General features: G+C 59.4%; 11 protein-coding genes. 7 read left to right on the top strand and 4 right to left on the bottom strand.

What is annotated here, in order from left to right:
• From dnaA to gyrB, 3 genes are all read left to right on the top strand, one after another.
• A partial coding sequence (gene dnaA, locus G3N58_RS15505; protein ID WP_205999568.1) for a chromosomal replication initiator protein DnaA occupies nt 1-1,248 on the top strand: 1,248 nt, incomplete at its 5' end.
• 416 nt (nt 1,249-1,664) lie between these two features.
• Nucleotides 1,665-2,768 carry a DNA polymerase III subunit beta gene (gene dnaN, locus G3N58_RS15510; RefSeq protein WP_129956695.1) on the top strand — a complete coding sequence of 368 codons (1,104 nt, stop codon included), beginning with the start codon at nt 1,665-1,667 and terminating at the stop codon, nt 2,766-2,768.
• Between the two features lie 114 nt (nt 2,769-2,882).
• A complete protein-coding gene (gene gyrB / locus G3N58_RS15515) occupies nt 2,883-5,354 on the top strand; it encodes a DNA topoisomerase (ATP-hydrolyzing) subunit B (protein WP_167042015.1) in 2,472 nt (823 codons plus the stop codon).
• Between the two features lie 473 nt (nt 5,355-5,827).
• Here the strand turns inward: gyrB and G3N58_RS15525 are convergent, their stop codons facing one another.
• On the bottom strand, nt 5,828-6,775 hold the full coding sequence (locus G3N58_RS15525) for a DUF6708 domain-containing protein (protein WP_205999570.1): 948 nt from the start codon (nt 6,773-6,775) through the stop codon (nt 5,828-5,830).
• Between the two features lie 3 nt (nt 6,776-6,778).
• Nucleotides 6,779-7,336, bottom strand: a complete 558-nt coding sequence (locus tag G3N58_RS15530; protein WP_205999571.1) for a hypothetical protein — start codon at nt 7,334-7,336, stop codon at nt 6,779-6,781.
• A 101-nt stretch (nt 7,337-7,437) separates the two neighbouring features.
• Between G3N58_RS15530 and G3N58_RS15535 the strand changes: the two genes are divergently transcribed.
• On the top strand, nt 7,438-8,061 hold the full coding sequence (locus tag G3N58_RS15535) for a hypothetical protein (protein ID WP_205999572.1): 624 nt from the start codon (nt 7,438-7,440) through the stop codon (nt 8,059-8,061).
• Nucleotides 8,058-8,570, top strand: a complete 513-nt coding sequence (locus G3N58_RS15540) for a hypothetical protein (RefSeq protein WP_205999573.1) — start codon at nt 8,058-8,060, stop codon at nt 8,568-8,570. Before G3N58_RS15535 ends, G3N58_RS15540 begins: the two co-directional genes overlap by 4 nt.
• A 64-nt stretch (nt 8,571-8,634) precedes the next feature.
• Here G3N58_RS15540 and G3N58_RS15545 read toward each other — a convergent pair whose 3' ends face one another.
• The gene (locus G3N58_RS15545; RefSeq protein WP_205999574.1) at nt 8,635-8,943 is read right to left on the bottom strand and encodes a hypothetical protein; all 309 of its coding nucleotides are present in this window, start codon (nt 8,941-8,943) and stop codon (nt 8,635-8,637) included.
• An 873-nt stretch (nt 8,944-9,816) separates the two neighbouring features.
• A complete protein-coding gene (locus G3N58_RS15550; RefSeq protein WP_205999575.1) occupies nt 9,817-10,314 on the bottom strand; it encodes a GyrI-like domain-containing protein in 498 nt (165 codons plus the stop codon).
• Nucleotides 10,315-10,678: 364 nt separating this feature from the next.
• On the opposite strand from G3N58_RS15550, the gene G3N58_RS15555 reads away from it, so the two are divergent.
• On the top strand, nt 10,679-12,073 hold the full coding sequence (locus tag G3N58_RS15555; RefSeq protein WP_205999576.1) for an ethanolamine ammonia-lyase subunit EutB: 1,395 nt from the start codon (nt 10,679-10,681) through the stop codon (nt 12,071-12,073).
• Entirely contained in the window at nt 12,070-12,912 is an 843-nt protein-coding gene (gene eutC / locus G3N58_RS15560) for an ethanolamine ammonia-lyase subunit EutC (RefSeq protein WP_241017125.1), read from the top strand. Before G3N58_RS15555 ends, eutC begins: the two co-directional genes overlap by 4 nt.
• Nucleotides 12,913-13,008: the final 96 nt, after the last annotated feature.

The following is a 13,008-nucleotide window of genomic DNA, read 5'->3' on the forward strand; positions in this document are numbered from 1 at the left end:
GCGGCCGTCGGCGCCGTGCAGGCCGCGCATGCGGCGCGCGCCAATCCAGCAGCCGCGGCGGCAGCGGTCGCCGCGCAAAACGCGAACGCGCGCGCCGTGGCCGAAGACGCCGCCGACCTCGATCTGCCGAGCCTCGACGCGAACGAAGCCGCCGCCGCGCGCCGTACGTGGCGCCCCGGGCAGGGCGCGGGCGCGGCTGCCGGCGGCGACAACGACTCGATGTACGAGCGCTCGAAGCTGAACCCGGTTCTGACCTTCGACAACTTCGTGACCGGTAAGGCCAACCAGCTCGCGCGCGCGGCGGCGATCCAGGTCGCCGACAACCCCGGCGTCTCGTATAACCCGCTGTTCCTGTACGGCGGCGTGGGCCTCGGCAAGACCCACCTGATTCACGCGATTGGCAATCAGCTGCTGATGGACAAGCCCGGCGCGCGGATTCGCTACATCCATGCGGAACAGTACGTGTCCGATGTGGTGAAGGCCTACCAGCGCAAGGCATTCGACGACTTCAAGCGCTACTACCATTCGCTCGATCTGCTGCTGATCGACGATATTCAGTTCTTTTCGGGCAAGTCGCGCACGCAGGAAGAATTCTTCTACGCGTTCGAGGCGCTGGTCGCGAACAAGGCGCAGGTCATTATCACGAGCGATACGTACCCGAAGGAGATTTCGGGTATCGACGACCGTCTGATCTCGCGCTTCGACTCGGGCCTGACGGTCGCGATCGAGCCGCCCGAACTCGAAATGCGCGTCGCGATTCTGATGCGCAAGGCGCAATCGGAATTCGTGAGCCTGAACGAAGACGTCGCGTTCTTCGTTGCCAAGCATCTGCGCTCGAACGTGCGCGAACTGGAAGGCGCGCTGCGCAAGATCCTCGCGTATTCGAAGTTCCACGGCCGCGAAATCACGATCGAGCTGACGAAAGAAGCGCTGAAAGACCTGCTGACGGTGCAAAACCGGCAGATTTCGGTGGAAAACATCCAGAAAACGGTCGCCGACTTCTACAGCATCAAGGTGGCGGACATGTATTCGAAGAAGCGTCCGGCGAATATCGCGCGGCCGAGGCAGATCGCGATGTATCTGGCCAAGGAACTGACGCAGAAGAGCCTGCCGGAAATCGGCGAACTGTTCGGCGGTCGCGACCACACGACAGTGCTGCACGCGGTGCGCAAGATCGCCGATGAGCGCAGCAAGGACGCGCAGTTGAACCACGAGTTGCACGTGCTGGAACAGACGCTGAAGGGCTAGGCGCGCTGGCGGGAAACCGCGGCGCTCAACCGCGCGCGGCCTGAATTGGCGGGGAGTGCTGGAAATGGTTGGGTTGGGTCGGCGTAAGCGCTGGAAATCGTGGCGCGGAGTAGGAGCCGAGTAGGGACGGACAGCGGATTGCGGGCGGAGCAGGGCGCCAAGCACAGGTGAACTAGCCTGCCAGTGAGCAATCCGGAAACCGCGCCGTGAAATCGACCTGTTTATTCCCCAACTCGCCCCCAATTTAGTGAGGCGGTGCCGTTTTCAGGCACAATACAGGTTTAACCGCCCGGCGGCCGCGGGCGGATTTCACGCCGTGTCGGGCGCTTTTCGTGGCGCCGGCGGGGAGCCTCGGCTGCACGCTGGAGAAGCTTGTCCCGCAAGGCGTGCAGGCCGTTTATCAACGAAGGAACCCTATGCAACTGGTCAAGACCGAACGCGATAACCTCCTCAGGCCGCTGCAAACCGTGAGCGGCATCGTCGAACGCCGCCATACGTTGCCGATCCTCGCCAATTTGCTGATCACCAAGAACGGTCCGGACGTGTCGTTCCTGTCGACCGACCTCGAGTTGCAGATCACCACGCGCGCCGATTTCGGCGTGGGCGGCGATTCGGTCGCGACCACGGTGGCGGCGCGCAAGCTCCTCGACATTCTGCGTGCGATGCCCGACGGCCAGGTCACGCTCACATTGAACGACAAGCGCCTGACCGTGCAATCCGGCAAGAGCCGCTTTGCGTTGCAAACGCTCGCCGCAGACGAGTTCCCGACCGTCGCTCAGGCTAAAGACTACGGCGCGAGCCTCGTGGTTCCGCAAAAGACGTTCCGCCAGTTGCTCGGCATGGTCCATTTCTCGATGGCCCAGCAGGACATCCGCTACTACCTGAACGGCATGCTGCTGGTGGTGGACGGCGACCAGCTGATGGCGGTCGCGACCGACGGCCACCGCCTCGCGTTCTCGTCGATGAAGATCGAAGGCTCGTTCGCGCGCCAGGAAGTCATCATTCCGCGCAAGACGATTCTCGAACTGCAACGCCTGCTCGAAGACATCGACGACACGCTGAAGATCGACATCGCGCAGACGCAGGTCAAGTTCACGTTCGGTCAGGTCGAGCTCGTGTCGAAGCTCGTGGAAGGCAAGTTCCCCGACTTCCAGCGCGTGATTCCGAAGTCGCACAAGAACAAATTCCAGATCGGCCGCGAAGAACTGCAGCGCTCGCTGCAACGTGCGGCGATTCTGACCTCGGACAAATTTAAGGGCGTGCGCTGCATCGTCGAGCCGGGCCAGTTGAAGATCATGTCGACCAACGCCGATCAGGAAGAGGCGCAGGAAGAACTGGAAATCGCCTACGACGGCGACAGCGTCGACATCGGCTTCAACGTCACGTATCTGCTCGACGTGCTCGCGAACCTGAAGGTCGACATGCTGCAGGTGAGCCTGGGCGATGCCAGCTCCAGCGCGTTGATCACGATTCCCGAGAACGACGAATTCAAGTACGTGGTGATGCCGATGCGCATCTGACGCGGCCAACATCAAGAAGAACACCAAGGGGCGCAGCGCCCCTTTGGCGTTTTTATGGCGTTTTGAAAAGTCCAGAGCAGCAACCAAGCAGCAACGCAGAACCGGAAAAAATCCATGACTGAAACGAACAATACGCAGCCCGATAACAGCTACGGCGCCTCGTCCATCCAGATCCTCGAAGGTCTGGAAGCCGTGCGCAAGCGGCCTGGGATGTACATCGGGGATACATCGGATGGCACCGGTTTGCACCACCTCGTGTTCGAAGTGCTCGACAACTCGATCGACGAAGCGCTCGCCGGGCATTGCAACGACATTCAGGTGATCATCCACGCGGACAACTCGATCTCGATCACCGACAACGGCCGCGGCGTGCCGACCGGCCTGAAGATGGACGACAAGCACGATCCGAAGCGCAGCGCCGCCGAAATCGTGATGACCGAACTGCACGCCGGCGGCAAGTTCGACCAGAACAGCTACAAGGTGTCGGGCGGCCTGCACGGCGTGGGCGTGTCGTGCGTGAACGCGCTTTCCGCGTGGCTGCGCCTCACCGTGCGCCGCGACGGCAAGAAGCACTTCATGGAATTCCACCGTGGCGTGCCGCAGAACCGCGTGCTCGAAGAAATCGACGGCGTGACCACGTCGCCGATGCAGGTGATCGGCGACACCGAAAACCGCGGCACCGAAGTGCATTTCATGGCCGATGAGACGATTTTCGGCAACGTCGAATATCACTACGACATTCTCGCGAAGCGCATTCGCGAACTGTCGTTCCTCAATAACGGCGTGCGGATTCGTTTGCTCGACCAGCGTTCGGGCAAGGAAGAGGATTTCGCGTTCGTCGGCGGCGTGAAGGGCTTTGTCGAGTACATCAACAAGAACAAGTCCGTGCTGCACCCGAATATTTTCCACATCTTCGGCGAGAAGGATGGGGTGGGCGTCGAAGTGGCGATGCAGTGGAACGACAGCTACAACGAAAACGTGCTGTGCTTCACGAACAATATTCCGCAGCGCGACGGCGGCACGCACCTTACCGGTTTGCGCGCGGCGATGACGCGCGTGCTGAACAAGTACATCGCCGATCACGAAGTCGCGAAGAAGGCGAAGGTCGAAACGTCGGGCGACGACATGCGTGAAGGGCTGTCGTGCGTGCTGTCGGTGAAGGTGCCGGAGCCGAAGTTCAGCTCGCAGACGAAGGACAAGCTGGTGTCGTCGGAAGTGCGCGCGCCGGTGGAAGAAGTGGTTGCGAAGGCGCTCGAGGAGTTCCTGCTCGAAACGCCGGGCGACGCGAAAATTATCTGCGGCAAGATCGTCGACGCGGCGCGTGCGCGCGATGCGGCGCGCAAGGCGCGCGAGATGACGCGCCGCAAGGGCGTGCTCGATGGCGTGGGCTTGCCCGGCAAGCTCGCGGATTGCCAGGAGAAAGACCCGGCGAAGTCGGAGATTTATATCGTCGAGGGTGACTCGGCGGGCGGGTCGGCGAAGCAGGGGCGTGACCGCAAGTTCCAGGCGATTTTGCCGCTGCGCGGCAAGGTGCTCAACGTCGAGAAGGCGCGCTACGACAAGCTGCTTTCTTCGGAGCAGATCGTCACGCTGATTACCGCGCTCGGCTGCGGGATCGGCAAGGAAGACTACAACCTCGAAAAGCTGCGTTATCACCGCATCATCATCATGACCGATGCTGACGTCGACGGTGCGCACATCCGAACGCTGTTGTTGACGTTCTTCTATCGACAGATGCCGGAGATGATCGAGCGCGGGTATATCTACATTGCGCAGCCGCCGCTCTACAAGATCAAGGCGGGGAAGGACGAGCGGTATCTGAAGGATGAGTCGGAAGTGAATGCTCATATTCTTCGGCTCGCGTTGCAGGGGTCGGAGCTGCTGGCTTCCGAAGGCGCGACGCCGATTACTGGCGATGCGCTGGGCGAGTTAGCGCGGGCTTATCTGTTGGCGCAAGCGGTGGTCGATCGGTTGAGCCGCCTGTATGACGCCGGTGCGCTCGAAGCCGTGATGGATGGCGTCGCGATCGATCTCTCCAATGAGCAGGCGGCCGAGGCTTCGGCTCGCGCGCTCGAAGCGAAGCTGCGGGACGATGCGCTAAAGCCTGAAGTGACCGTGACCACGATGTATGACCCGGTGCGGGAACTGCGCTCGCTGCGCATCGCGCGGACGCATCACGGGAATCAGAAGGTCTCCGTGTTCGATGAAGATTTCCAGTTGACCGCGGATTATCAGCAACTCGTGAATACGGCTAATACGTTCAAGGGCTTGATCGGGGCGGGTGCTGTGATCAAGCGTGGTGAGCGGAGTATGGCTGTCACCGACTTCAAGAGTGCGATGAAGTGGCTGCTCGCGGATGCTGAGCGGAATATGTCCAAGCAGCGGTATAAGGGCTTGGGCGAAATGAATCCCGAGCAGCTTTGGGAAACGACGATGGACCCTGAAGTGCGGCGTTTGCTGCGAGTGCAGATTGAGGATGCTATTGCGGCCGACGGCATCTTTACCACGCTGATGGGGGATGATGTCGAGCCGAGAAGGGCGTTTATTGAGTCGAATGCGTTGAGGGCGGGGAATATTGATGTCTAACTTTGTGCAGCCGTCGAGCGCTGCGGACATGGTCTATCCGCGTGACACGGTGCTTGCGCCATTCGCGGCGGCCGCCTGCAGACATTCGAGACAAAGTGTGGACGAGGGCGCCGGTGTATCCGCCACGGCCACACCTGCGGAGCCGGAACCACCACCGGTCGACTGTGTGGTCGGACTGCTGGAGAACAGTTGGGTACTTGCCTCAATGACCGCGCCGCACGAGAGCTTGTCACCGTGATATGCGAGTGGTCGGCCATAGACGACCGTCTGTGGCGCCTGACTCGTAACGATGGGAAATGACCCGCCGCACTTCGGGCAGGGTACCAGGTCGCCCAACTGCGCGGCCGCCTTCCCCTGCACCTTGTAGGATTGGTTGCCAGTCACAATCGTCCCGCCGTGCGTGGTTTTATCACCAACGCATGCTACGTTGCTACCCATCACTACCCCGTCTGCGTCTGGAAAAAATGCCGGGCTCACGCGCCAGCGAGGGAGGCATGACCTGTATCCAGGTCGGCCGGCCAGGCGGGCTCACGACTGGTTCGCATACCGATGTAATGCAGGACGGCGGTCAGCGTAGCGAACGGCGACAGTCCCCGGGCGAGCGCGGTCGCCGCCACATTGCCCTCCGCGAGCAGTTTTCTGTTCGTGCGTTGCCACAACCGGTAGCTGTTACGGAATGAGACCTCGGTCGGAACGAGTTCCGGTGCCGGCACCGCGGACGGTCCGCCGTCCATGTATCGGCGGATATATTCGAACTGGTCGTTCAGGCTATGCACGATCTGACGACCGTTCTCTGTCGTCTCGTCGTCGATGGTGTAGACCGTGCGACCGAACGAAAACGATTGGCTCACGCGCCCCTGGTCATCGAGCACATGACAGCGCAGCCCGTACGGCGTACTCCGGGAAATCGGGTCCTTCGGGCGCTGCTCGATGAAAAAGAACGCCTTGTCCCAAGGGACTGAAATGACACCTTTCGCGCCCGCCCCCCGATAGGCGTGCACCATGCGCGTCTGGCGATTGAACCGGATGGGAATGCGGGTCCAGGTGAACAACTCCTGGTGAAAGCCCCATAGCGACACGAAAATGACGCCGAATCCAAAGAGCATGACGGCAACGACGAAAGCCATTGCTACCGTCAATTCTGCACCACTGGTATTCGGCGGAGGATTACTGAGTGCCCAAGCCATTCCCCAGACGAACATCACTCCCATCGCGAAGATGAAGATACAGCCATACGTCAGCATGCCGCGCTGCTGATAGGCCGCATTCATGGTTTCGAGCCATGTGTCGTTCATTCCGAATATCGAATCGTCATCGTGCGCCTTCCCGCTGGCCGGAATATCGACCGTGAGCTGACGGGATTTTTCCTCGTCCGTCAACGGCCGACGCAACTTGACCCACAATCGACCTTCCCATGCCATTGCTTATGCTCCCAATCCGGCGTACGCCTTTTGCTTTTCAGCCAGCGAACGGTATCTGTCGTCTTTCTTGTTGGTGCCGAAGTAGCTGCGACCCAGAAACTCCTTCAACTCGCGCTCCTTAAAATACATGATGATCAGCCCGATGGCGATAAGCAGGATGGTCAGTGGGAGAATCCACGAGGCCAATACGCCAAACGTCACGCAGATTCCAAGCACGGCGCCTGCAGCGGAAGAAGTCCAGTAGGCGATGGCCAGCCCCACGTGCCCCGCATGCCATTGTTCATTACCGTTCAAGAAGTCATAGACCACCCCTACAATGGCCGCCGGAGCGCCCAACCAGCGGCTCGCCTTGCTGAGATTTTCTGCCATGTCCGCACTCAGGGCGGATGGAAGTTTGAGGTTGGCCCCGTGCGCGGCTTCGAGGGCCGCACCCGAAAGGCCGGTGGCACCCGACGCCACGGAGGTCAGCGCCGTCACGAACTTGACTTTCGTTTCAGTGCTGTTGAAATGCGTGGCCTTGCACATCTCCTTGCCCGCGTAAATGGCATTGATGAGATACATACGAAGGCTGCGAGCTTTGACAGCGGACAAACCTCTGTCGTCGAAGGCTACGCAGGTCTGCAAACCGTTATGTGGCTCGCGCGCGACTCGGCGGCGAAAATATGACAGACAAGAAAGCGACGCTCGATGCACAGACACGACGACTCGCGGCGATGGCGTATGGCGAGGCATCACCCGATAACGATGCTGATGAGATGTTCGGCCTTGCCAGCGTTCTGGTGAGGCAGCGCGATGCGAGAGGATACTCGGACATCGGTACCTTCGCTTTGTCAGAGAGATCCTTTTCGTTTGTGGTAAGCGACGGAAATCTCCGATACGCAAGGCTGATGACGGCGACAGAGGCTCAGATCAACAAGGACGAGGGGATGAAGACCGCTATCGATGCGGCGCGAAACGCATTGACCTACGGTAAGGACAAGTCGAACGGCGCTTATTTCTGGGACGGGGCCGACATCAAGTCACATTACTCCACACATTCGAAGGTCGCGGTCGGAATCAAATTCACCGATCCCTCGCACAACATTTACGACATCAAGGAATCGACGAAGCTGGTTATTAAGTACAAGTTCACGAAGAAGAAGGTCGCCAGAAAAATCACTATCGAAAAAACCGAGCTCTATCGCTACGATCACGTTTATAACTCGACTGCAGCTCACGGCGGCACCATTTTCTGGAAGTTCAATCCCGACTACGTCAAGTTCAGCCATTCAAAGGAATATCCATGAAAGGGATGTTCCTTCCATTAGGGCTGTCCATAGCCAGCGCGGCGTATGCTGCAAAGCCGTCGGATGCACTGATCTATAGCTGCATGGGCGCAAGTCCAATGTCGCGAGAAGTTCACCTGACACCCATACCGACGAATGAGAGCATCGACGAGGATGACTACAAACCTGGCTATAAAGCGACGTTCTTTCAATATGAGGGAAAGGAAATAGGATATGCGCAGAGCACTGCGTCAAATGCACTGATCTACGACGGGACTCTCTATCGAACGAGCGCAGCGACTCGATTGCTAACCGGGAAACACGAGCCGGTCGAGATCAATCCGAATCTGGCAATGTGGTTATTGTTAAGTGAAGGGAAGGATCGATTGCTGTGCGTCAGTGACACGCTAGGAGGACTGGGTAGAAGCGGTAGCTATCAGAATGTCCGATATGCATATTTGCTGTCGCTGTCTTCGCCGAGGCATCTGTATTTCGCGTTGGGTGATATTCGCCACTATAAAAAACGCTGATGCTCGGTACTAACGTGCAAAAGGCCGCAAACGCGGCCCTTTGAATGTCGAAAAACGAACTGGGTTAGGCGATCTCAGAACTCGCGCGCCTTCCGATTTCCTCATCGGTCGCTTGCCGGCCAGCAATGGTGTAGTTTCTATCCGGTGCAATCATGATCTGGCCGGACCGGTAATCGACGCTCAAGAAGACGCGCTGGCCGGGAAGGAATCCCGCGTGTTCAAGCAGTGCGTCGACAACCGGCATCCACGGAAATGCAACCCGCCGACGTTGTTCCTCTGGGCTTTCTGTGTCGCCAGCCTGCTTTAGTTCAACAGAAATACCCGCTCGTTGTTTTCCGCGCACGCGACGCGGTTTAAGATTGGCAGTAGCCATGGTCAACTCCTTTGCTGAGTTGGTTGTGGTCAGCGGGCGGTGAGTGTTCGCGCACTCATCGCCCGCGCTTCGTTTACGGGCCGGATTCTCCTGTTATTGCATTCCTCAAACGGTCTGCGCGTCTGCTTTTCCTGAACCGCAACGCGCTCAATCGCATCAACTACTCGCTTCCTCAAACCCAGTCCGTCAGGCACTTCGCGTACTCCGATCCTCTGCTGCTCTGATATTCGCGACACAGTCTGAAACAAATATCGCTATGTTTAGTCGTGGCTCGCGTTCATCTTGATCCAAAGTTCATGCATCGGCTAACGCGGGTTGGGTGAAGCCGAATGCATTACGCAACGCAGCCAAGCTGCTCGCGAAGTTGCACGTTGAAAACCAGGGTGGTGAATCAATACAGTACCACGGTGCGTATCGCAAAAAGGCCTATTTACAAGGGTCTAAACCAAGGTTTTTAGGCAGAACTCCACCGACCCCAACCGTCCGCACTCACCATCCAACGGCAGCCCCAATCCCCCTTCACCCAACCCCAACTTATCCACATCCCCCTCTGGACAACTTCTGTAAATCCCCACCAACACATTGTGAGCGAAACCTTAATAAACCCAGCACGTTAACCGACCGCAAAAAAATTCTCCCAGGCTCCGCGACTCTGTCCGCTTGCACTCCCAAGAGTTATCGATTCCGCAGCCCATTGATCCGTAAACGAACTTCGAAGTTATCCACAGCGAACAGCCCCGCTTGTTAACTATTACTACGTATACATATACAAAGAATATAGAAACCAGAACCCGCGTTAACGACCCGCGCAACGTATACGCACACAGCACCAACAGCAACGACGAAACTCAAAAGCAATCACGACGCAGCCGGTTAACCCAACGGCAAACAAATCTCCGTCACCAACTCCGCGGGCGCAGTCCCCTTTGGACTATTCAAATACTCCTCAAACGCCGGCGCATCCGCCGCCGCCCTACCAGATTGCACGAGCCACGTCCCATACAACCACTCATAAGTCGCCCGCATATCGCTATACGGCCCGACATGCCGCAACACCGCATACTCTCCACCACGTATACGCGTCACCGAAACTCCATCACTCATAGCAACAGACGCGGCAACTTCGGTCATCACCGGCCCCGGCAACAACACTCCCGCCTTCGACCGCAGCTTCTGTTCCTCGACCACGCCCGGGTCATCGAAGAAAAGCCCGACCATCCGCATCTCTCCCGCAAGCAGATTGTGTTTCCCAAGCCAGCCGAACAAAGCATCAAAAGCCTTGCCGATCTGCATATAAGGCCCGACATGATCGACCGACAGAATCTCCATCGGCTCCACACTACGAATTACGACCTCACGCTTCATCGTCATTTGATCGTCTCCTTGCGAATTTCACGCGGGCCGCGCGAAGCGGAACGCGGATTAAGCACTTGCTGATTGCACCACGTTTTCGAATCGTGGCAGCGGTAGTCGTAGCCCGTAAACAAACGTCAAAGCCTCAACCAAACAGCCTACGTAAACGAAAGCCGGAAAGCCACATCAACAAGCAGCACCAACAATCAACCCCCGTAAACCGCATCGACGAACAGCACAGCAGCCCCAAACCCAAACCTGCAAACGTGACGCTGCCTTCATTTGGCGCTATCGTGTAACGAGAGCACCACCCGTAGCACGCAGCATGCCACCGCCGTTCCCATTCCCGCCCGCGTTCGCGCGAAGCGATGGAGCCGCAAACATGAGCTACACCGAGTCGATCGGCAGTCGCACGTACCGTTTCGCCGACCTGAAGACCCTGCTCGCCAAAGCAAGTCCGCAGCGCTCGGGCGACCAGCTCGCGGGTATCGCGGCCGCGAGCGAGGAAGAGCGGGTCGCCGCCAAAATGGCGCTGGCCCAGGTGCCGCTGCGCACGTTCCTGAACGAACCGCTGATCCCCTACGAAACCGACGAGGTCACGCGCCTGATCGTCGACGATCACTCGCCTCAAGCCTTCACCGACATCTCTCATCTGACAGTCGGCGACTTCCGCAACTGGCTGCTCAGCACCACCACCGATACCGACGCACTGACCCGCATCACCGAAGGCCTCACCCCGGAAATGCTCGCCGCAGTCTCGAAGCTGATGCGCAACCAGGACCTCATCGCTGTCGCTCGTAAACGCCCTGTCGTCACGCGCTTTCGCAATACCGTCGGCTTACCGGGCCATCTGTCCGTACGCCTGCAACCGAACCACCCGACCGACGACGTCAAAGGCATCGCCGCCTCGATGCTCGATGGCCTGATGTACGGCTGCGGAGACGCGCTGATCGGCATCAACCCCGCGAGCGACAACCTCGCGGCGATCACGACGCTGCTGCTGATGATCGACGATTTCCGCCAGCGCTATCAGGTGCCGACGCAATCGTGCGTACTCACGCACGTAACGAGTACGATTGCCGCGATCGAACAAGGCGCGCCGGTCGATCTCGTGTTCCAGTCGATCGCGGGCACCGAGAAAGCGAACGCGAGCTTCGGCATTTCGCTTGCGCTGCTGCGGGAAGCGTACGAGGCGGGGTTGTCGCTCAAACGCGGCACGGTCGGTAGCAATTTGATGTACTTCGAAACGGGGCAGGGCAGCGCGTTGTCGGCGGATGCGCATTTCGGCGTCGATCAGCAGACCTGCGAGGCGCGCGCGTATGCGGTGGCGTGCAAGTTCGAGCCGTTTCTGGTGAACACGGTGGTCGGCTTCATCGGCCCGGAGTATCTGTACGACGGCAAGCAGATCACGCGCGCGGGTCTCGAAGATCACTTCTGCGGCAAGCTGCTCGGTGTGCCGATGGGTTGCGACATCTGCTACACGAATCACGCCGAAGCGGATCAGGACGACATGGACAATCTGCTGACGCTGCTCGGTGTTGCGGGCGTCAATTTCATCATGGGCGTGCCGGGCGCGGACGACGTGATGCTCAATTATCAGAGCACATCTTTCCACGATGCGCTGTACGTGCGCGACGTGCTCGGTTTGCGGCGCGCGCCTGAATTCGAGGCATGGCTGGAGTCGATGCAGATTATCGACGCACACGGCGCATTGCTCGGCGCATCGGCGCGGCAGCCGCTGCTCGAAGGCGCGCGCGACTGGATGGGGATCACATGAGCGAGAACGGGAGCGGGAACGAAAGCGACGCACTCGACAGGGACCCGTGGAGCGTACTGCGCCAGTTTACGCAGGCACGCATCGCGTTAGGCCGCGCGGGCAACGGCGTGCCGACCGCGCCGCTGCTCGCGTTCAATCTCGCGCATGCGCAGGCGCGCGATGCCGTGCATCATCCGCTCGACGTCAACGCGCTGCACGAAGCACTACAAGCGCTAGGATTCGACACGCTGGACGTGCATAGCGCCGCGCCGGATCGCGAGCATTATTTGCGGCGTCCCGATCTCGGGCGGCGTCTGTCGGACGAGAGCCGCGCGGCGCTTGCGCAACGACCGGCACAAACGAGCGATGTGCTGTTCGTGATCGGCGATGGTCTATCGGCATTTGCCGCGTCGAAGCAGGCTGTGCCGCTGCTGCAAGCCGTGCGCCCCAAATTCGCGGACTGGCACATCGGCCCTGTGGTGATCGCGCGTCAGGCGCGCGTCGCGCTTGGCGACGAGATCGGCGCATTGCTCGGCGCGAAGATTGTCGTGATGTTGATCGGCGAGCGGCCCGGTTTGAGTTCGCCGGATAGTCTCGGCATCTACATCACGTACGCGCCGCAAACGGGCTGCACCGACGCGCAACGCAACTGCATTTCGAACGTGCGCCCCGAAGGGCTCGACTATCCGCAAGCGGCGCACAAGCTGCACTATCTGCTCACGCAGGCGAGGAAGCTCGGGCTGACGGGCGTCGGTTTGAAAGACGAGAGCGAGGCGTTGCCGGCGAGCGTGCCCGCAACGCCCGGAGCCGTGAGCCGCGATTCGGGTTCGGGTTCGGGGTCAACCTCAATCTCAAGCTGAACCGCGTGGTCAACGCGAATCGCATAGCCGACACGCGGCAAAACATCAGCGCGCAGGCGACCGGACACCACACTGCTCCCGATACCCGCCGTATAC

Origin of the sequence: Paraburkholderia sp. Ac-20342 (assembly GCF_017104985.1) — a bacterium.
In the GTDB taxonomy this organism is placed as follows: Bacteria; Pseudomonadota; Gammaproteobacteria; order Burkholderiales; family Burkholderiaceae; genus Paraburkholderia.